Consider the following 20,128-nt stretch of genomic DNA (forward strand, 5'->3'; position numbering starts at 1 on the left):
TCCGTCCGCACGACAGTTCGCCACTGTAATCGACCGGGGACGGTCGGTTCAGGGGGCGGATCGGTATGCGGAAAGTGGGCGGGGTGCGCACAAGTGGTCAGTTTTGGGCAGACTTCACGCGGAGTCCGCAGCTGACAGCCGGGCCGCGAGTTCCTCGTCGGCGGCGGCCCGGCTGTCGTCACCCAGGCCGCGGTGGACGGCGGCCCGCCGTGCCAGCGCCCAGACGTACCCCGGCCGCCGTTCCAGGACCCGGTCCAGGTCGGCGAGGGCCTCCGTGTACCGGCCCAGGTTGGCCAGTGCGGCGCCCCGGCTCGCGCGGGCCGACTCGTAGCCGGGTTCCAGGGCGAGCGCGTACGCGTAGTCGGCGAGGGCCTCCTCGTCCCGGCCGGCGCCGCGCAGGGCGTCACCGCGCTCGCAGCGCACCCAGGCCCAGTCGGGGCCCACGGCCACGGCCAGGTCGAGGTCGGCGAGCTGTCGGTCCCGGTCGCCGCGGGAGCGGTGCACGCGGGCCCGGCGGACCAGGGCCCAGGGGTAGTCCGGCTTGAGCCGCACGGCCCGGTCCAGGTCCGCGAGCGCGTCGTCGAACTCCTGACGGACGAGGCGGGCCGCTCCCCGGGAGGCCAGCGCGAAGGCGTCGTCGGGATGCAGGCCGAGGGCCCGGTCCAGATCCCGGATCGCCTCGTCGGGGCGCTCCTGCGCGCGGTGGTACTCGCCGCGCAGGGCGAGGCTGCGGGGGTCGTCCGGGGCCAGCCGCAGGGCCCGGTCCAGGTCGGCCACGGCCGCGTCGAGGTCGCCGGCGAGGTCGTGGGACATGGCCCGGGCGCGGTAGGCGCGGGCCGCCGTGCCGGGGTCGAGTGTGACGCTCCAGCCGTGTTCGGCGCTCCGGTCCTCCCGCGCCTCGTCGGGCCGGCCGGGCCTCGTCGATGTGCCGGGACGCGACGTCGACGTCTGCGGCGTCCCCTGCGGTTGGCCGCCGGCTGCCCCGCCCCATGGGACGACCGCGGGGTCCGTGCGCGCCGGGACCACCGGTCCGGGGCCCACCGGCCCCGCCTCGAACCCCGCCCAGCGCAGCACCAGTTCCAGGGCCGCGACCGTTCCCGAGCTGCCGAGCGCCGCCGCCAGCTGCTCCCCCCACGCCGTCACCGTACGGATCTCCGCGTCCGCTCCCGCCTCCACCAGCAGCCGTGCCCACTGCCCGGCGACGGACTCGCCCTGCTCACAGGCGTCGACGAGATCCCCCAGCGCACGGGCCGGCGCCGACCGCTCCCCCGCGCACAAGAGGTGGTACAGCTCCGCCAGCCGAAGCTCCCGCCACCCCTCGTCCGCCCACAGCTCCGCGGCGCCGCGGCCGGCCTCGGCCTGGGTCCGCCACTCCCGGAACGTGGCGGCGTGCGCCTGGTGCCGGGCCGTCCACGTCCGGGGCGACCGATACCGCTGCAACCGCAGCATCGGGGCCCTGACGACGTCGTGGTACCGCACCCGGCCGCCGCGCTCGCTGACGAACGGCAGCCCCCGCAACCACCCGTACAGCTCGTCCAGTTCGGCGTCCGGACGCTCCACGACCGCCCGGAACACGTCCGCGTCCAGCCGCCGGGGAAACGCACACGCCAGCGCCACCGACCGTCGCACCGGGTCCGCCTCCCACTTCAGGAACCGGTCCACGGCCGTGGCACTCGGATCCCCCACGTCGGCGGGTCCGGCGGGGCGGCCCTCGGCGAGCGTCGACACGAGCACCGGCAGTCCGCCGGTGAGGCGCAGCACCTCCGAGACGACCGGTTCGGCCACCACGCCCTTGCCCGCGAGGAGGTCCCGCGCCTCCGGCTCGGTGAACGGAAGCAGCGGCAGCTCGGTCATGAAGTCGCCGAACCCGCCCCAGCGGACGGTGTCGCAGGGGAGCTGGCCGGCCGTCACCACGACGACGCCGGCGGGCAGTGCGCCGTACCGGTCCGTGGTCATCACCCGGTGCAGCCAGCCGTCGAGGAAACGGCCGGTGCGCTCGTACGTGTCGAGGAACAGGACGATCCACGGCGCGGCGGACTCGGCTTGCGCGAGTTCGTCCAGGAACACCGGGGTGAGCACGCTCTCGGGGGCGAGGACGAGCCGGGCGTCCTCGTGGCTGCGGAAGCGTGCGCCGAGTCCGGACCTCAACCGGTCCGCGCTCTGCGCGAGTTGGGCCGGATCGAGCGCGCCCGCGAAGGCCCCGACCGCCGGGACCATCCCCAGACCGACCAGACCGGCCCGCGCCACCGCCATGCTGCCCGCGGAGGGCGCCCGCGGTTCGGGGTCCGGGGCGGCGAGGGCGGCCAGCTCCGCCTCGTAGCGACGTTCGCGGTGGGCGGCCAGCAGCCGGTCCAGCTCCTTGCAGCGCGTCCCCTGCGCGGCGAACTGCCGGCTGATCGCCTCCATGACGTCCGGCACGCTGCCCGCACCTTCGTCGACGTACGCCGTCAACGCGCCTTGTTCACGGGCGACTTGCTCCAGCTCGCGCAGCAGGAAGGTCTTGCCGACACCCGCGTTGCCGTGCACGTGGAAGAGGAACCGGTGCCGTTCGTCCTCGGGCAGCGTGTCGAAGTTGGCGCGGAACGCGGCGCGTTCGGCGCCGCGGCCCACGAATCCGGCACGTCTGCGCCGCGCTATCAGCTCCTGCACCGACTGCCGCGCCCGCGCCACCCTGGGTCCTCTCGTCCGGCTTCGCCCCGGCCCTCATTCTGGCTCAATGCCTTGGGGGCACAGCCGTGCCACAGGGAAGATGACACCCATGTCATCCACACCCCCACGCCCCGCCCTCCACCTCGCCGCCACCCTGCTCACCGCGGCGGTCGCCCTCTACATCGCTCTCGTCGCCTTCGGGAACATCACCGACTTCGGGACGAACCAGCAGTTCGTGCGGCATGTCCTGGCGATGGACACGACGTTCAAGGACGACGACCTGATGTGGAGAGCCATCACGAGCAAGTCGCTCCAGGACGCGGCCTACGTCGCGATCATCATCTGGGAGACCGTCTCCGCCCTGGTCCTCATATACGGCACCTGGCTCTGGTTCCGCCGCGACGACCACCGTGCCCGCCGCTTCTCCACGTACGGCCTGCTGATGCTGATGCTGCTGTTCGGCGCCGGGTTCATCGCGATCGGCGGCGAGTGGTTCGCCATGTGGCAGTCCGGGGACTGGAACGGGCTGGACGCCGCGACGCGGGTGTTCCTGCTCTGCGGGGTCGTGCTCATCGTCGACCACCTGCCGTTCGGCGCGGCACGGCAGACCGACGCCGCCGCGTCGCAGCAGTCGTCGGTCTGACCGGAACCGGAACCCGAGTCCGTCCCCGTTCTCAGGGGCGCAGGGCCCATTTCTGGACCGATTCCAGGGGTCCTGCCGAGAACCGCCGCAGCCACAGCGTGGCGCCCGCCATCAGGACCGCGCAGATCGCGACCCACAGTCCCACCACCCACCAGGGGCCCGCATCGGCGAACCGCTCCGCGAGGCCCAGCCCGATGCCGTAGGAGATGAGCACGCACAGCACGTTCTGCAGGACGTAACCGGACAGCGCGGTCCGGCCGACGGCGGTCAGGCCCCTCATCAGCGGGCCCGGCCGCCGTACCCGGTCCACCACCGCGCCGATCAGGCCGAGGTAGCCGAGGGCCAGCAGCGGGGCGGTGCCGTACCGGGCCAGGAGGAGGAAGTCCGGGCCGGCCAGGGCCGCGACCACGTTCAGAGGCAGGCCGAGGCCGATGCCCCACTTCAGGAGGCGGCCGCGCAGCCGACGCCCCGTCCCGTCCGCTCCGAACGCCCCCGCCCGGAACAGCCGTACGCCGAGCAGGAACAGGAAGAGCAGGAGGAAGAAGGCCAGGACCGGCTCCATGCGCAGCGCGAGCGCGTTCTCCAGCCGGAAGGCGATCTGGTCCGGGTAGCCGCCGTGCGCGTACAGGTCGGCGACCTCCGGGGAGACCGTGCCGTCCGTGCCGTCGCCGGCCAGGGCCATCGCCGCCGTCAGCAGGCCGATCACCGTCAGGTGGATGCCCGCCGCCCACCACATCACCCGCCGCTGCGCCCGCTCGGAGCGGGTCAGCAGCCGGGCGACGAGGAGTGCGGTGACCGCGTACCCCATGAGGACGTCCCAGGCGAAGACCAGCACGAAGTGCACGGTGCCCTCCGCGAACAGGAAGAGCGCCCGCCACCGGTAGCGCCCCGGCCACGGCTGCCCGCGCCGCTGGGCCGAGGCGTACTGGATGGCGAGGCCGACGCCGAACAGGATCGTCAGCAGTGACAGGAACTTGCCGTTCGCCAGCACGCCGAACGTGCCCTCGACGGCACCCGTGGACATCCCGGACTGCAGGGCCCCCCACTCCGCGCCCGGGCCGGTGAAGATCCACACATTCGTCATCAGGGTGCCCAGGATGGCCGCGCCGCGCAGTACGTCGAGGAGGGGCAGTCGGCTTCCGGTGGGCGTGACCTGCGGTTTCTGCGGGACTCGCGCGTCCGTGTGCGTCATGCACTCATCGTCTCGGCGGTATCACCGCGGATCGTCATGAGCGAAGGGGAACCTGCCGTACATCGAAGGATGCAGCGGACGGCTACTTGACCACGACCACCGACGTACCCGCCTCGCCGAACTTCCACAGCGCCGCGCCGTCGGCCGCGCGCATCCGGATGCCGCCGGTCTGCTTGTCCCCGGCGGGCGGGGGCGAGGAGCCGTCGACGGCGTTGGAGAAGGCGATGGAGACACCGGACTTCGCGGCGAAGTAGATGATGTTCTCGATCTGCACGCCGTCCGAGCCGGTGGTGGCCATGCTGCGGGACGACACCGCGTAGGTGCCGGGGTCGGGGCTCACCGTGCCCGGCCAGACGGCGAAGGTACGGCGGGACGCGTCGCTCGCGTCGACCAGCCAGACCCGCTTCTCGCCCAGGGAGTAGACGACCCGGCGTCCGGTGCCCGAGCCGTCCGGCACGACCACCGGCCCCGGGGACTTCGTCGGCGCGGGGCTCGCGCCCGCCGACGCCGAGGCGCTCGGGCGGGCCTTCGCGGCCGTCGGGTGCGGCCCCTTGTCGGCCTGCACGGCGAGGACGGTGACGGCGGCTATCGCTCCCACCGTCAGACCGGTCACCCAGACCTTGGGAGCAGGCACGGGCACGCATCTCCTCAGCTAAGGCACCCCTCCAGCGGGGGTCGGATCATCGTACCGACCCCCGCGGCGGGCTCTTCGTCAGTCCAGCACCGGCAGCAGCTCGGGCAGGTGCCCGTCCGAGGCCGCCGCCGCCCGCTGCCGCTCCTCGGACACCTCGCCGTACAGGGTCGTGCGCGGCTTCGCCGGCCGGCCCGCCGCCTCGGCGACGGCCACCAGGTCGCGTACCGACTTGTAGGAGCCGTACGAGGAACCCGCCATCCGCGAGATCGTCTCCTCCATCAGCGTGCCACCGAGGTCGTTGGCTCCGGAGCGCAGCATCTCGGCCGCGCCCTCCGTGCCGAGCTTGACCCAGCTGGTCTGGATGTTGGGGATGTGCGGGTGCAGCAGGAGCCGGGCCATGGCCGTGACCGCGCGGTTGTCGCGGATCGTCGGCCCGGGGCGGGCGATGCCGGCGAGGTAGACGGGCGCGTTGGTGTGGATGAACGGCAGGGTCACGAACTCCGTGAAGCCGCCGGTGCGTTGCTGGATGCCGGCCAGTGTGCGCAGATGGCCGAGCCAGTGGCGGGGCTGGTCGACGTGTCCGTACATCATCGTCGAGCTGGAGCGGATGCCGAGTTCGTGTGCGGTCGTGATCACCTCGATCCAGGTCGCGGCCGGCAGTTTGCCCTTGGTCAGGACCCAGCGGACCTCGTCGTCGAGGATCTCGGCGGCGGTGCCGGGAAGGGAGTCCAGGCCCGCCTCCTTGGCGGCGGTGAGCCACTCGCGGACGGACATGCCGGTGCGGGTGGCACCGTTGACGACCTCCATCGGCGAGAAGGCGTGCACGTGCATGCCGGGCACGCGCTCCTTCACGGCCCTGGCGATGTCGAAGTACGCCGTGCCGGGCAGATCCGGGTGGATGCCGCCCTGCATGCAGACCTCGACCGCGCCGACCTCCCACGCCTGCTGGGCGCGGTCGGCGACCTGGTCCAGGGAGAGCGTGTAGGCGTCGGCGTCGGTCCTGCGCTGCGCGAAGGCGCAGAAACGGCAGCCCGTGTAGCAGACGTTGGTGAAGTTGATGTTCCGCGTGACGATGTACGTCACGTCGTCGCCGACCACCGACTTGCGGACGTCGTCGGCGATCCGGGTGAGCGCGTCGAGCGCCGGGCCGTCCGCGTGCAGCAGCGCCAGCGCCTCCTCGTCGGTCAGCCGGGTCGGGTCGTCGGCGGCGACCCCGAGCGCCTGGCGGACGTCGGTGTCGATGCGCTCGGGCGCCATGCCGGGGGCGGCGGCCTCGCGCAGGGCGCCCCAGTCGCCGTACACCTCGTCGAAGTCGTCGCGGCGGTCGGACGTGCGGCCCTCGGTGTCGATGGTGGTGTGCAGGTCGGTGCGGCCGGAGGAGACGAACGCCTCCTCGGGCTCCTGCCACGGGTGCCCCTCGACCACGGCGTCGGGGCGCGCGAGGCCCGTCTCCGGGTCGGCGAGCGCCCGTACGTGCGGCAGCAGCCGGGGGTCCATCCAGGGCTCGCCGCGCTGGACGAACTCGGGGTAGACGCAGAGCCGTTCGCGCAGCTCGAAGCCGGCGTCCGCCGACTGCCGCGTCAGCTCCTCGATCTGCGGCCAGGGGCGTTCGGGGTTGACGTGGTCGATGGTGAGCGGGGAGACGCCGCCCCAGTCGTCGATGCCGGCGGCGATCAGACGGGCGTACTCGCCCTCGACGAGGTTGGGCGGGGCCTGGATGTTGCCGGCCGGGCCCATGATGAGCCGGGCCACCGCGACCGCCGCGACCAGCTCGTCCAGCTCGGCGTCCGGCATGCCCCGCATCGCGGTGTCCGGCTTGGCGCGGAAGTTCTGGATGATCAGTTCCTGGACGCCGTGGTACGACCGCGAGATCCGGCGCAGCGCGAAGAGGGACTCGGCGCGCTCCTCGTACGTCTCGCCGATGCCGATGAGGATCCCGGAGGTGAAGGGGACCGAGGAACGGCCCGCGTCCTCCAGCACCCGCAGCCGGACGGCCGGTTCCTTGTCCGGGGAGCCGTGGTGCGGGCCGCCGGGCTCGGACCACAGGCGGGTCGCGGTGGTCTCCAGCATCATGCCCATGGAGGGCGCGACGGGCTTGAGGCGCTGGAAGTCCGTCCAGGACATCACCCCGGGGTTGAGGTGCGGGAGCAGGCCCGTCTCCTCCAGGATGCGGATGGAGATGGCACGGACGTAGGCGATCGTGTCGTCGTAGCCGTGCGCGTCGAGCCACTCCCTGGCCTCCGGCCAGCGGTCCTCGGGCTTGTCGCCGAGGGTGATGAGGGCTTCCTTGCAGCCGAGGGCGGCGCCCTTGCGGGCGATGTCGAGGACCTCGTCGGGGGACATGAACATCCCGTGGCCCGCCCGGCGCAGCTTGCCGGGGACGGTGACGAAGGTGCAGTAGTGGCACTTGTCCCGGCACAGCCGGGTGAGGGGGATGAAGACGCTCTTCGAGTACGTGATCACACCGGGGCGGCCGGCGGCCTCCAGGCCCGCGTCACGCACCCGCGCGGCGGACGCGGCGAGGTCGTCGAGGGCCTCGCCGCGGGCCTGGAGCAGTACGGCCGCCTCGGAGACGTCGAGCGCGACGCCGTCCCGGGCGCGTTTGAGGGCGCGACGCGTGGAGTTCTCGGTGGGGCCGGTTCCGGGGGTCGCGGAAGTCGTCATTCTTTGAGCATACGTTCGAGATTTGCGAGGCCCGAGGTGGTGCGGTGGGTTGCCGGGTGCGGGTGCGTCGGGGCTGGTCGCGCAGTTCCCCGCGCCCCTTCGGGTTGGCCGCCGTACCCCCGGCTCACAGGTGTCCGGCGTACTCGTCCAGGACCCGCAGCACTTCCTCCTCCCCCGCCGGCGGCAGTTGCACCACGACCTCCTCGATGCCCAGCTCGGCGTAGTGCGTGAGCTTGCCGGGGCTGGGGAAGACGGCGTAGGGGACGACCTGGAGCGTGTCCGGGTCGCGGCCTGCGTCGGTCCAGACGGTGCGCAGCCGGGGGAGAGTTTCGGACAACCCCCGCCCGCCGATCGGCATCCATCCGTCGGCGTACTCGCTGATGTGCGTGAACAGCTTCGGCCCGGCCGCGCCGCCGATGAGCGTGCGCGGGCCGTTGACCTTCGGGGCGCGCTGCTTCTGTACGGGTTTGGGGTAGGCGGAACTGGCCCGTACCGAACCGAACTCGCCCTCGTACGCGGTGGGTTCGTCGGCCCACAGGGCCCGCATCAGGGCCATCCGGTCCCGGACGAGATCGCGGCGCGTGGCCCATTCGACGCCGTGGTCGGCGGCCTCCTCCACGTTCCAGCCGAAGCCCAGGCCGAGGGTGAAACGCCCGCCCGAGAGATGGTCCAGGGTCGCGATCTGCTTGGCCAGGTCGATCGGGTCGTGCTGGGCGACCAGCGTGATGCCGGTACCGAGTCCGAGCCGTTCGGTCACGGCGGCGGCCTGGCCGAGCGCGACGAAGGGGTCGAGGGTGCGGCCGTACTCGGGCGGCAGCTCACCGCCGGCCGGGTACGGCGTGGTCCGCTCGACGGGGATGTGGGTGTGCTCGGGCAGATACAGCCCGGCGAACCCCCGCTGCTCCAGCTCACGGGCGAGCCGCGTGGGGGTGATGGTCTCGTCGGTGAGGAAGATCGTGGCCGAGATACGCATGGGTGCATCTGTACCGCGCGGACGTCGCCATGTCCATACCGACTGGTCGGCCTGAAATCGCCGTCCCGCGGCTTCGTCAGCTGCCGATCGGCTGACGATTCCCTTCCCTTGCCCGGCAGTTCACGGCTGAATACGAGGGTTGCACGCACCACCACTGCACCACCACGCCCTGTCCTTCACGACGACCTGGGGAGCAGCAGCATGTGCGAGGACGACCACGGCGGCCTGGGAAGACGCGCATTGTTCGTGACGGGTGCGGCGGCCGCGCTTACGTTGGGAAGCGTGAGCTTCTCTCGCGGCCCCGCCGAAGCGGCCGACAACACCGAGACCCGGACGGTACGCGGCACGCTGCCCACCGGCGGCCCCGACTTCGCGTACCTCCCCCTGGAAATCCCGGACGGCATCCGGGAGATCAAGGTCGCGTACACCTACGACAAGCCGTCCGTGCCGGCCGGCACCCCGGGCAACGCCCTCGACATCGGCATCTTCGACGAACGCGGCACCGAGCTCGGCGGCAAGGGCTTCCGCGGCTGGTCGGGCGGCGCGCGCACGGAGTTCTTCGTCCGCGCCGACGACGCGACACCGGGCTACCTCCCCGGGCCCGTGCGCGAGGGCACCTGGCACATCGTGCTCGGCCCGTACACGGTGGCGCCGCAGGGCCTCGACTACGAGGTCACGATCACCCTGACGTACGGCGAGCAGGACGAGGCCGTCCGGCCGGTGTACCCGCCGGAGCGGGCCAAGGGCCGGGGCCGCGCCTGGTACCGGGGCGACTGCCATCTGCACTCCTGGTACTCGGACGGCCGCCGCACCCCCGCGGAGATCGCCGCGCTGGCGCGCGAGGCGGGCCTGGACTTCATCAACAGCTCGGAGCACAACACGCACTCGGCGCACGCCCACTGGGCCGAGGAGGCCGGTGACGACCTGCTGGTGATGCTGGGCGAGGAGGTCACCACGCGCAACGGCCATGTGCTGGCCCTCGGCGTCGACCCGGGCACGTTCATCGACTGGCGCTACCGGGCGCGCGACAACCGCTTCGGCAGGTTCGCCCGCCAGATCCGCCGCTCCGGCGGCCTCGTCGTGCCCGCCCATCCGCACGCCACCTGTGTCGGCTGCAACTGGAAGTTCGGCTTCGAGGAGGCGGACGCGGTCGAGGTCTGGAACGGCCCGTGGACGCCGGACGACGAGGTGGCGCTGGCGGACTGGGACGGCACGCTGGTGGCGTCCGTGCGCGACAAGGGCCGCGGCTGGATCCCGGCGATGGGCAACAGCGACGCCCACCGCAGCCCGGACCCGGTCGGCTCCCCGCAGACGGTGGTCCTCGCCGACGACCTCACCCGCGAGGCGATCCAGGAGGGCATCCGCGCGGGCCGCTCCTACGTCGCCGAGTCCAAGAACGTCTCCCTCACCTTCACGGCCTCGGGCGGGCGCGCCGAGCAGGCCGGGATCGGCGAGCGGCTGGAGGTCGGCCGGAACACGCCGGTCACGGTCCGCCTGGAGGTCTCGGGCGCCCCCCGCTGCACCGTCCGCCTCGTCACCGACCAGGGCGTCCTGTTCACCAGCGCTCCCCTGCCGGTGGCCGGCTCGGGCGTCGTGGAGTGGCGCACGACCCCCTCGTACGCGGCCTACGTCCGCGCTGAACTGCGCCACGAGGCGGCGATAGGGCCCCTGCCGGGCGCCTTGGCGGCGTTCACGAACCCGATCTTCCTGGGCCACGCGTAGCCACCCGGAGCCGGTTCACCGCGCGAGCGGTGATCCGGCTCCTCAGTGCGTCGGGGCGTCCCCGAGGTCCGCGACCACGGCCGCGTGGTCGGACGGCCAGGTGCCGTCGACGGCGCCGTCGCCCGCGCGGTGGACGGAGCGCACGTGGCCGAGGCCGCCCGGGCCGGGTGGGCCGACGTGGATGTAGTCGATGCGGACGCCGGGCTCCAGGCCGGCCGCGACGTAGGGGTTGGCACGGTCCCAGGTGTCGGCGGGGGCGGCCGGGTCGGCGTACTGCCAGGCGTCGAAGAAGACCTGGCCCGGCACGACCGGGGCGGTGCGGTAGCCGCCGAAGAGGCGGATCTCGTCGGAGTCCGGCCAGGCGTTGAAGTCACCGGTGACGATCGCCGGAAAGGGGGTGTCGCCCCGGTTCTCGGCGATGAACTCGGCGAGGGCGGTGACCTGGCGGCAGCGAACGCCCGAGGCGTGCAGGGCGGACGTGAGGTGGGTGGTGAAGAACGGGATGTCGTAGGCGGGGGTGGCGAGGCGGGTGAAGAGGGCCAGGCGGCCGTCGTCGACGTCGGAGGGGGCGGGCAGCCGCAGGGTGCGCCGGTCGGTCACCGGCCAGCGGCTCAGTACGGCGTTGCCGATGTCGACCGTGGGGTCGCCGATGCGCCGGCGCCAGCGCTCCGGGGCGGGCGAGGGGGCCCAGGCCCAGTGCAGGCCGAGCTCGCCGGCCAGCCACTCCGCCTGGTTCTCGCCGTCGGCCGCCCACACCTCCTGAAGGCCCACCACGTCGGGCCGCAGTTCGCGCAGCTCGGCGAGGATGGCCTTCTGCCGTGCCTCCCAGGGCCCGAACCGCCACCACAGGTTCCAGGTCACGACCCGCATCGGCAGCCACCCGCTCTCGTCACGCCGCGTGGGTGACCATTGAAGCAACAGTTCGACCGTCGCGCCCTGATACCCAGCAGGAGACAGGAGACCCACCGGCATGTCCCGCCTCACCGAGCTCAGGTTCCGCGCCGCCACCGGCTTCCAGCGCCATGTCGGCAACCCGGTGCTGCGCCGCCTTCCCCTCCAGACGGTCCTGGAGACCACCGGCCGGGTGTCCGGCCTGCCCCGGCGCACCCCGGTGGGCGGCCGCCGGGTCGGTGACTCCTTCTGGCTGGTCTCGGAGTTCGGTGAGCGGTCGCAGTACATCCGCAACATCAAGGCCGATCCGCGGGTGCGGGTGCGGATAAAGGGCCGCTGGCACACCGGCACGGCCCATCTGCTCCCCGACGACGACCCGGTCGCCCGGCTGCGTCGGCTGCCCCGCTTCAACAGCACGGCCGTTCGGGCCCTGGGGACGAACCAGCTGACGGTCCGGGTGGATCTCGGCGGCTGACACGTCCGGCGCGGGTCAGCCGGCCGGCACCCGCTCGCACAGGTCCCGCACCAGCCGCGCGACGTCCCGCGGTGCCCGCAGCGTCGGGAAGTGGTCGCAGTCCGGGTGCCGCACCAGCCGGCAGCCCGGGATGCGGGCGGCCATCGCCTCGTTGCAGCGGATCACCTCGGGCTGGTCCCTCTCACCGAGGAGCAGCGTGCAGGGGAGGGCGAGTTCGCCCAGCCGGCCGAAGGCGGGAGCGCCCTCCGCCTCCTTGCCGTACGTGGTGAACCAGGCCGGGATCGCCGCCCGCAGCCGGGTCTCGGCCTCGGTGTCGGGGTCGGGGCCCGCCGCGCCCCAGGTCCGCAGCGCGAACGCGACCAGACCGTCCATGTCGCGGGCCGTGGCCAGCCGCGCGATCTCGTCGCTCACCTCCTGCGACTCCAGGCCGTCGTAGCCGTTGACGCCGGGGACCAGCAGGCCGAGGGCCGCGACCCGGTCCGGGTCGCTCAGCGTCAGATCGACGGCCGTCCTGGCGCCCATGCTGGTGCCGACCAGGACCACGCGGGGCAGAGCGAAGTGGTCCAGGACGCTCCTGAGGTCGTCGGCCTGGGCGTAGGAGTCCGTGGGCGCCGGTGAACGGCCGAAGCCCCGGGCGTCGTAGCGGATCACGCGGTGCGCGGCGAGGCCGGGCAGGACCGGATCCCACAGCCGGGAGTCACCGACGCCCGAGTGCAGCAGCACCACGGCGGGGCCCGACGCGCCGGCGCCGGAGTCCTCCGCCCAGACCTCGCCGCCCTTGACCCGCACCATGTGTCCCATACGGCAGACTCTGCCCGCCCTGCCGCCCCGGCGACAGCCGCCGGCCGGTCAATCCCCGGCGCTCACCCCGGCCACACGAGGGCCTGCACCTCGCTGTAGGCGTGCAGGGCGTACGACCCGACGTCCCGGCCCACCCCGCTCTGCTTGAACCCGCCGAACGGCGCCTCCATGTTGCGTCCGACGGTGTTGACGCCGACTCCCCCGGCCCGCAGCCGTCGTGCCACGCGGAAGGCGCGGGCGACGTCACCGGACCAGACGTAGTCGATCAGGCCGTACTCCGTGTCGTTGGCGAGGGCGATGCCCTCCTCCTCGTCGTCGAAGGGGATCACGCACACGACCGGCCCGAAGATCTCCTCCCGGGCGACCCGCATGTCGTTGGTGCAGTCCGCGAGGAGCGTCGGCGCGACGTAGAAGCCCCGCTCGTACGGCGGCCGTTCACCTCCGGCCACCACCACGGCGCCTTCCTTGCGACCGGTCTCCACGTACGACTCCACCCGGTCCCGGTGCTCGGCCGAGATCACCGGCCCGACGACCGTGGCCGCCTCGCGCGGGTCGCCGACCTTCAACCGGCCCGCGTACGCCGCGAGTTGCTCGACGAGGCGGTCGTACACGCCCCGCTGCGCCAGCACCCGGGTCGGCGCCGTGCAGATCTGCCCGCTGTAGAAGGAGAACGTCGTCCCGATCCCGGCGACCGCGGAGCCGAGGTCCGCGTCGTCCAGGACGAGGGCGGCACCCTTCCCGCCGAGCTCCATCAGCTGGCGTTTCATGTCCCGCCCGCACGCCTCGGCGATGCGCCGGCCGACGGCGGTGGAGCCGGTGAAGCTCACCATGTCGACGTCCGGGGACGACACGGCCGCCTCGCCGATCTCCGCGGACCGGCCGGAGACGACGTTCACGACGCCCGCCGGCGCCCCCGCCGCCTCCAGGGCCTCCGCCATCCGGTAGACGGACAGCGGGTCCTGCGGCGCCGGTTTCACGACCACGGTGTTGCCCATGGCCAGCGCGGGCGCGATCTTGCCGGCCGGGTTGGCCCACGGGTTGTTGTAGGAGGTGATGCAGGTGACGACCCCGACGGGCTGGCGGACGGCCAGCGCGCCCATCACGCCGGCCCTGCCCGCCCCCCCTGCCTTGAGGGCGTGGGAGGTACCCCCACCGGCCTCGTTGATCTGCGGCGGGATCGCCCACTCGGCGGGCTCGACGCGCGCGTAACGCCGGAACCGGGCCGCCCCGACGCCGACCTGCATGCCCCGGGCCGTCCCCGTGGTCGCGCCGGTCTCGGCCTGGGCGAGTGCGGCGTACGGCCCGAGATGGCCGTGGATGATGTCCGCGGCTCGCGCGAGGACCGCCGCCCGCTCCTCGGGCGCGGTGCGCGACCACGGCCCGAAGGCCTCGCGGGCCGCGGCGCAGGCCGCGTCCACCTGGTCCCGCGAAGCCTCCGGGGCCCCTCCGACGGTCTCCTCGGTCGCCGGGTCGATCACGGGGTAGTGGCCGCCGTCCGGCTCCACCCACGAGCCGCCGACGAACAGCCGCTGTTGGTCGGGTCCTTTGAAGGTCACCGGGTGGCCACCGTCCTGGTGTCCCGCCCCGAGCGCAGCACCCGCCCCGGTACGGCCCCGCTCACCACGTCGTCGCGGATCGCCTCGACGCCGTTGACCCACACGGCCCGCACGCCGATCGCCCTGGAGTCCAGCCGCGGACTGTCGCCCGGCAGGTCGTGCACCAGGGTGGCCGTGCCGGCGTCGATCCGCTCCGGGTCGAAGAGCACCAGGTCCGCATGGAAGCCCTCCTGGATCCGCCCGCGTTCGCGCAGCCCGAAGAGCTGCGCGGGGTCGTCGGTCAGCATCTTCACGGCCTGCTCCAGACTCGTGAGCCTGCGCCCGCGCAGACAGTCCCCGAGGAACCGGGTCGTGTACGGCGCCCCGCACATCCGGTCCAGATGCGCCCCGGCGTCCGAGCCGCCGAGCAGGACGTCGTCGTGCTGCCAGGCCTCGGCGCGCATCGCCCACGACGCGGGGTCGTTGTCGGTGGGCATCGGCCACAGGACGGTGCGCATGTCGTCGGCGGCGCAGATCTCCACCATGCACTCGAAGGCTTCCTGGCCGCGTTCGCGGGCGATGTCCTCCACGACGCGGCCGCTCAGCCCGCGGTTGACGTCGCTGTAGGTGTCGCCGATGACGTACCGCCCGAAGTTGGTCAGCCGCCGGAAGACGCCGGCCTCCTTGGACGAGGCGTGCCGCAGCAGTTCCGCACGCACCCCGGCGTCGCGCAGCCGGGCGATCCGCTCGGGCACGGGCAGCCCCAGGACCGGGCCCCACCCGGGGATCAGGTTCAGGGCGCAGAACGTGCCCAGCGACATGTTCATCGGCGTGAGGATCGGCATGGTCAGCGCCACGACCCGGCCGCCGGCCTTGCGTGCCCGCTCGCTCGCCAGCAGCTGCCGGGGCACCCGCTCGGGCACGGCCGAGTCGATGGTCAGCACGTTCCAGTTCAGGGGCCGTCCGGCGGCGGCGCTCATGTCCGCGAACAGGTCGATCTCGGCGTCGCTGAACTGGTCCAGACAGCCCGCGACGATCGCCTCGATCTGGGTCCCCTCGTGCTCCCCGACGGCCTTGGAGAGCGCGAGCAGTTCGGCGGGCCCGGCATGCCGAGAGGCGACCGGCTTCCCGTCCCCGTCGGAGTGGGTGGACGACTGGGTGGTGGAGAACCCCCAGGCGCCGGCGTCCATGGCGTCGTGCAACAGACGCACGATCTGCGCCAGTTGCTCCTCACTGGGCTGCCCGCCGACCGCGTCGGCTCCCATGACATACCGCCGCAGCGCGCAGTGCCCCACCATGAACCCGGCGTTGACCGCGATCCGCCCTTCGAGCGCGTCCAGATACTCCCCGAAGGAGTTCCAGCTCCACGGCGCCCCTTCTTCGAGCGCGACCAGCGACATGCCCTCGACCTTGGACATCATGCGCCGGGTGTAGTCGGCATCGCCGGGACGGCCGGGATTCAAGGGAGCGAGCGTGAACCCGCAATTCCCGGCCGCGACGGTCGTCACCCCGTGATTGAGAGAGGGGGTGGCATACGGATCCCAGAAGAGCTGGGCGTCGTAGTGCGTATGGGGATCGACGAACCCGGGAGCGAGGACCAGCCCGGAGGCATCCTCACTGCTCCGCGCCTCTTCGCCGACGACACCGACGACGGCGATACGACCGTCGTGGATGCCGACGTCGGCGGTGTAAGCGGGCACGCCGGTCCCGTCGACAACGGACGCACCTTTGATGACGTGATCAAGCATGGGGCTCCCTTTCCCCTCCGGGGAGGTGTCCTACTTAGGGGCGCGGGGAACTGCGCGACCAGCCCCCACACACCCGCAGCCGCCGTACGACCTCAGACGGCCCCCCGGAACCGCGAAGTCCGGTGCACAGGATCCGTGTCGATCTTCGGAATGACGTGCTCCCCGATCAGCCGGATCGTCTGCAGCGTCTCCTCCTTCGGCACCCCCACCGGCAGCCCGAAGCTCAGCTGGTCCGCCCCGGCCTGCTCCCACCGCTTGCACTGCGTGAGCACCTCGTCGGGATCACCGCAGATCAGCAGCTCCTCCTCGATCAGCAGCTCCACGAACGCCGGGGTGTATTCGGGCAGCGTCTCGGGCCACACCGGGAAGCCCTCGGGCCGCGGGAAGGTGTCGTGGTAGCGGAAGACCAGCGAGGGCAGATAGTGCAGCCCGCCGTTCACCGCGATGCGGATCGCCTCGTCGTGCGTCGGGGCGCAGATGGCCGTGGTCGTCACCATGACGTTGTCGTTGACGAAGTCGCCGATCGGCTCGGCGTTCACGACCGCCGTCTTGTACTGCTCCAGCACCCACTCCATGTCGGAGACCTTCTGGATGCTGAAGCCGAGAACGCCGAGCCCCTTGCGCGCGGCCATCGCGTACGAGGGCGGCGACCCGGCGGCGTACCACATCGCCGGGTGCGACTTCCCGTACGGCTTGGGCAGGACCTTGCGCGGCGGCAGCTGCCAGTGCTTGCCCTGGAAGCCGACGTACTCGTCCTGGAGCCACATCTTGGGGAACTCGGCGATCGTCTCTTCCCAGATCTCCTTGGTGTAGTTCATATCGGTCACGCCCGGTATGAACCCGAGGATCTCGTGCGAGCCGGCGCCGCGGCCGCTGCCGAACTCGAAGCGGTTCCGGCTGAGGTGGTCGAGCATCGCGACCTTCTCGGCGACCTTCACGGGGTGGTTCACCTGGGCCAGCGGGTTGAAGATGCCGGACCCCAGGTGGATCCGCTCCGTCGCGTGCGCCAGGTACCCGAGGAACACGTCGTTGGCGGAGAGATGCGAGTACTCCTCCAGGAAGTGGTGCTCGGAGGCCCATGCGTACTTGAAGCCTGACTTGTCCGCCTGGATGACGTACTCGGTCTCCTCCATCAGCGCCTTGTGCTCCGCGAGCGGATCGGTCTCGGCGCGTTTGCCCACGTATCCCTGTACAAAGAGCCCGAATTCCAAGGCGGTTCACCGTCCCCGGTTCCGAAGTTTTCTGACGCTCCGTCAGTTTTGAACGACTGTGGCACCACCCACGGGGAGGGTCAATACCTGATGGGCAGTCAGATGACACTGACCCCCGCCAGCCACCCTCCGTCGATCACGAACGGCTGCCCGGTGATGTAGGAGGAGTCGTCGCAGGTCAGGAAGAGCGCCAGCCGCGCCACCTCCTCCGGCTTCCCGATCCGGCCGAGCGGCACGAGCTTGCGGTACAGCCCGTCCAGGGCCCGGCTCGTCTCCTCCGCGTCCGCCTCCGGGTCCAGCTGAGCCGGATTGGACATCGCGGTGTCGATCGCGCCGGGGCACATGGCGTTGACCCGGATGCCGCGCGGCGCCAGCTCCAGCGCCGCGACACGCGTGAGGCCCAGGATGGCGTGCTTGGTCGCGGCGTAGGTGCCCACGGCCGCCATGCCCGTGACGGCCGTGTAGGAGGCGGTGTTGACGATCGTGCCGCCGTCCTCCATCTCCGGGGCCACGGTCTTCATGCCGAGGAAGCAGCCGACCTGGTTGACCCGCACGACCTGCATGAACTCGTCCAGCGGCGTGTCGACGAGGGAGTTGAACCGCAGGATTCCGGCGTTGTTCACGAGCCCGTCGACCCTGCCGTACGCCTCCTTGGCCGCCGCCAGCGCGGCACGCCAGTCCTCCTCGTCACCGACGTCGAGGTGGACGTACAACGCCCCCAGCTCCTTGGCCAGCGCCGCTCCCTGGTCGTCGAGCACGTCGGCGACGACGACGTTCGCGCCCTCGGCCACGAACAGCCGCGCCTCCCACTCGCCCTGTCCGCGGGCCGCGCCCGTGACGATGACGGTCCGTCCGTCCAGCTTGCCCATGGCTCCCCCTAGTCGAGGCGGGGCGCGACCTCGGCCCCGAACGCGGTGATCTGGTCGACGAGCTCGCTGCGGCCGCGGCTGCGGAACCGCACCTGGATCTGGTCCACCCCCATCGCCCGGTACGCCCGCAGCGACTCTGCGAGGGCGTCCGGCGTCCCGGTCAGCGTCCGCCGCCCGACGTCCCAGGCGGGCGTGCCGACGTACAGGGGCTCGACGATGGCGCCGACGGTGTACCGCCCCTCGATGCCCGCCTCCTGCCTGAGCCGCCGGATCCGCGCGATCTGCGCGGGCAGCCGGTCGCGCGGGTCGCCCTGGGGCAGCCATCCTTCGCCCTTCAGCGCGGCCCGGCGCACGGCGGCCGGCGAGGAGCCGCCGACCCAGACCGGAACGCGCTCCTGGGCGGGCCGCGGCAGCTGGCCGAGTCCTTCGAAGTCGTAGAGCTTGCCGTGGTGCTCGGGGAACTCCTCCGGTCCGAGGGCGGCGCGCAGGGCGTCGATCGACTCGTCCAGGACGGGCCCGCGCCGCTCGAAGTCGACGCCGAGCACCTCGAACTCCTCGCGCACGTGCCCGGCCCCCACGCCGAGGATCAGCCGCCCCGCGCTGAGGTGATCGAGGGTGGCGTACTGCTTGGCGGTGAGCAGGGGGTGGCGCAGGCCGACGACCGCGACATGACTGAGCAGGCGCACGCGCTCGGTGACCGCCGCGAGGAAGGCGAGGGTGGCGACCGGGTCGTACCAGACCGTGCTCATCGCGGAGGCCAGGCGGCGCGGGATGGCGACGTGGTCGCACGTGGCGACGTAGTCGAAGCCGGCGCGGTCGGCGGCGCGGGCCAGGGCCACGAGGTCGTCGGGTCCGGCGCCCGCCTCCCACGGCTCCGCGTACATCGTGCTCTGCGACTGGACGGGGAGCTGCATCCCGAACAGCGTCCGCCCGTCCGGCGGGACTTGGATGGCCACACGCCCTCCTCGATCTGACGGTCCGTCACATCAGTGCTCGGGCGCCATCGTCCGGTCTGGCGGCGCAACAGACAAGGGGTGGGGCGGATCCCGGCCGGGAGGGCCCGTCGCGTCCAGGGGCGCACGGAATATCACGATCTTCGTGCGATTGACCGCGGGTCGTCGCGTTCGTGTCCCAGGGGCGTCACCGGGTGAGGACGGCCCGCGGACGGCTCGTACGGGGTGGCGGCGGCCCGGGAAGTCCGGGCGCCGAGACACGGGGAGACACGAGATGATCCGCAACCGCTTCGCCGCGATCGCCGCCGCCACCGCCGCCGCGGCCCTGCTGCTGACCGCCTGCAACGGCACCGAGGACGCCGCCTCCGCGGCTCGCGAGGGCGCCGGATCCGCCCTGCAGAGCCTGAACTTCGGCAGCGGTACGGCCAAGCAGAACAACGCGGCCCCCGGCACCGGCGACTGGGCCACCGGTCCGGCAAGCCCGCGAGCAGGCCGGCCGCCAAGAAGTGGGTGCAGCTGAGCGCCTCGCGGGCCGGTGACCTGAACCCGGTCGTGGTCAACGGTGCCGGATTCACCCTCTACCGCTTCGACAAGGACACCGCCGACCCCTCCAGGTCGACCTGCTCCGGCGAGTGCGCCACCACCTGGCCGCCGGTCCTGGTCGCCCCGGGCGGCAAGATCTTCGTGGACGGCGTGGCCAAGTCCGACGTCGGCGTGGTCAAGCGCGACGACGGCAGCCTCCAGGTCACCCTCGGCGGCTGGCCGGTCTACCGCTTCAGCAAGGACCTGAAGCCCGGCGACACCAACGGCCAGGGCGTGGGCGGCACCTGGTTCGGTGTGACCCCGGACGGGCAGAAGGCGGGCGCCCCCGCCGAGGAGCAGGAGCAGGGCGACGGTGGACCCGCCGCCCCGGCGAGCAGCGTCACGCTCTCCGACGAGATCAACTTCGGCGACCCGTCCGAGGGTCTGGCCGGCGCCGGCTGCCAGAACGTCGGCCGGGACGACTCCGCCTCCTCCCTCCAGGCCGCCGGCACGCTGAAGATCTGGTCCGAGAAGGACTGCAAGGGCGCGTCCGAGGTGGTGCAGGGCAACATCGCCGACCTCGGCACGATCGGCTTCGACGACACGATCTCGTCGGTGTTCCTCGGCTGACGCCCGCAGCCGACTC

17 protein-coding genes are annotated in these 20,128 nt (G+C 72.4%); 5 read left to right on the forward strand and 12 right to left on the reverse strand.

What is annotated here, in order from left to right; genetic code table 11:
* Positions 1 to 114: 114 nt before the first annotated feature.
* A complete protein-coding gene (locus tag ACGFW6_RS26190) occupies positions 115 to 2,670 on the reverse strand; it encodes a tetratricopeptide repeat protein (RefSeq protein ID WP_393514522.1) in 2,556 nt (851 codons plus the stop codon).
* A gap of 88 nt (positions 2,671 to 2,758) precedes the next feature.
* On the opposite strand from ACGFW6_RS26190, the gene ACGFW6_RS26195 reads away from it, so the two are divergent.
* On the forward strand, positions 2,759 to 3,292 hold the full coding sequence (locus ACGFW6_RS26195; RefSeq protein WP_393514525.1) for a DUF2165 domain-containing protein: 534 nt from the start codon (positions 2,759 to 2,761) through the stop codon (positions 3,290 to 3,292).
* A 31-nt stretch (positions 3,293 to 3,323) separates the two neighbouring features.
* Here the strand turns inward: ACGFW6_RS26195 and ACGFW6_RS26200 are convergent, their stop codons facing one another.
* From ACGFW6_RS26200 to ACGFW6_RS26215, 4 genes are all read right to left on the reverse strand, one after another.
* Positions 3,324 to 4,484, reverse strand: a complete 1,161-nt coding sequence (locus ACGFW6_RS26200; RefSeq protein WP_393514528.1) for a DUF418 domain-containing protein — start codon at positions 4,482 to 4,484, stop codon at positions 3,324 to 3,326.
* Positions 4,485 to 4,566: 82 nt separating this feature from the next.
* Positions 4,567 to 5,118: a hypothetical protein gene (locus ACGFW6_RS26205; RefSeq protein ID WP_393514531.1), complete on the reverse strand. Its 552-nt coding sequence runs from the start codon at positions 5,116 to 5,118 to the stop codon at positions 4,567 to 4,569.
* A 78-nt stretch (positions 5,119 to 5,196) separates the two neighbouring features.
* Positions 5,197 to 7,782 (reverse strand): bifunctional FO biosynthesis protein CofGH, encoded by a 2,586-nt coding sequence (locus ACGFW6_RS26210; protein WP_393514534.1) that lies wholly within the window; start codon positions 7,780 to 7,782, stop codon positions 5,197 to 5,199.
* Between the two features lie 124 nt (positions 7,783 to 7,906).
* A complete protein-coding gene (locus ACGFW6_RS26215; RefSeq protein ID WP_393514537.1) occupies positions 7,907 to 8,755 on the reverse strand; it encodes an LLM class F420-dependent oxidoreductase in 849 nt (282 codons plus the stop codon).
* 201 nt (positions 8,756 to 8,956) lie between these two features.
* Here ACGFW6_RS26215 and ACGFW6_RS26220 point away from each other — a divergent pair, with 201 nt between their 5' ends.
* Positions 8,957 to 10,477, forward strand: a complete 1,521-nt coding sequence (locus ACGFW6_RS26220; protein WP_393514540.1) for a CehA/McbA family metallohydrolase — start codon at positions 8,957 to 8,959, stop codon at positions 10,475 to 10,477.
* Positions 10,478 to 10,519: 42 nt separating this feature from the next.
* Here ACGFW6_RS26220 and ACGFW6_RS26225 read toward each other — a convergent pair whose 3' ends face one another.
* Entirely contained in the window at positions 10,520 to 11,347 is an 828-nt protein-coding gene (locus ACGFW6_RS26225) for an endonuclease/exonuclease/phosphatase family protein (RefSeq protein ID WP_393514543.1), read from the reverse strand.
* A 100-nt stretch (positions 11,348 to 11,447) separates the two neighbouring features.
* Between ACGFW6_RS26225 and ACGFW6_RS26230 the strand changes: the two genes are divergently transcribed.
* Positions 11,448 to 11,843 carry a nitroreductase/quinone reductase family protein gene (locus tag ACGFW6_RS26230; protein ID WP_393514546.1) on the forward strand — a complete coding sequence of 132 codons (396 nt, stop codon included), beginning with the start codon at positions 11,448 to 11,450 and terminating at the stop codon, positions 11,841 to 11,843.
* Between the two features lie 15 nt (positions 11,844 to 11,858).
* Here ACGFW6_RS26230 and ACGFW6_RS26235 read toward each other — a convergent pair whose 3' ends face one another.
* The 6 genes from ACGFW6_RS26235 to ACGFW6_RS26260 all read right to left on the reverse strand — a co-directional run bounded on the left by ACGFW6_RS26235 (position 11,859) and on the right by ACGFW6_RS26260 (position 18,921).
* The gene (locus tag ACGFW6_RS26235) at positions 11,859 to 12,644 is read right to left on the reverse strand and encodes an alpha/beta fold hydrolase (RefSeq protein ID WP_393514549.1); all 786 of its coding nucleotides are present in this window, start codon (positions 12,642 to 12,644) and stop codon (positions 11,859 to 11,861) included.
* Between the two features lie 62 nt (positions 12,645 to 12,706).
* Positions 12,707 to 14,200 (reverse strand): aldehyde dehydrogenase family protein, encoded by a 1,494-nt coding sequence (locus ACGFW6_RS26240; protein WP_393514552.1) that lies wholly within the window; start codon positions 14,198 to 14,200, stop codon positions 12,707 to 12,709.
* Positions 14,197 to 15,927: an amidohydrolase family protein gene (locus ACGFW6_RS26245; RefSeq protein ID WP_393514555.1), complete on the reverse strand. Its 1,731-nt coding sequence runs from the start codon at positions 15,925 to 15,927 to the stop codon at positions 14,197 to 14,199. Before ACGFW6_RS26245 ends, ACGFW6_RS26240 begins: the two co-directional genes overlap by 4 nt.
* 92 nt (positions 15,928 to 16,019) lie before the next feature.
* The gene (locus ACGFW6_RS26250) at positions 16,020 to 17,138 is read right to left on the reverse strand and encodes an LLM class flavin-dependent oxidoreductase (protein WP_393514558.1); all 1,119 of its coding nucleotides are present in this window, start codon (positions 17,136 to 17,138) and stop codon (positions 16,020 to 16,022) included.
* A gap of 98 nt (positions 17,139 to 17,236) precedes the next feature.
* Entirely contained in the window at positions 17,237 to 18,007 is a 771-nt protein-coding gene (locus tag ACGFW6_RS26255; protein ID WP_393514561.1) for an SDR family NAD(P)-dependent oxidoreductase, read from the reverse strand.
* An 8-nt stretch (positions 18,008 to 18,015) separates the two neighbouring features.
* Positions 18,016 to 18,921: an LLM class F420-dependent oxidoreductase gene (locus ACGFW6_RS26260; protein ID WP_393514744.1), complete on the reverse strand. Its 906-nt coding sequence runs from the start codon at positions 18,919 to 18,921 to the stop codon at positions 18,016 to 18,018.
* A 313-nt stretch (positions 18,922 to 19,234) separates the two neighbouring features.
* On the opposite strand from ACGFW6_RS26260, the gene ACGFW6_RS26265 reads away from it, so the two are divergent.
* Together ACGFW6_RS26265 and ACGFW6_RS26270 are read left to right on the forward strand one after the other, a co-directional pair.
* Complete coding sequence (locus ACGFW6_RS26265) at positions 19,235 to 19,480, forward strand: hypothetical protein (protein WP_393514564.1); 246 nt, start codon at positions 19,235 to 19,237, stop codon at positions 19,478 to 19,480.
* Complete coding sequence (locus tag ACGFW6_RS26270; protein WP_393514567.1) at positions 19,471 to 20,112, forward strand: hypothetical protein; 642 nt, start codon at positions 19,471 to 19,473, stop codon at positions 20,110 to 20,112. The genes ACGFW6_RS26265 and ACGFW6_RS26270 overlap by 10 nt, the downstream gene beginning before the upstream one ends.
* The last annotated feature ends 16 nt before the right edge of the window (positions 20,113 to 20,128 follow it).

The sequence above is a fragment of the Streptomyces sp. Y7 genome (assembly GCF_043195415.1).
In the GTDB taxonomy this organism is placed as follows: Bacteria; Actinomycetota; Actinomycetes; order Streptomycetales; family Streptomycetaceae; genus Streptomyces.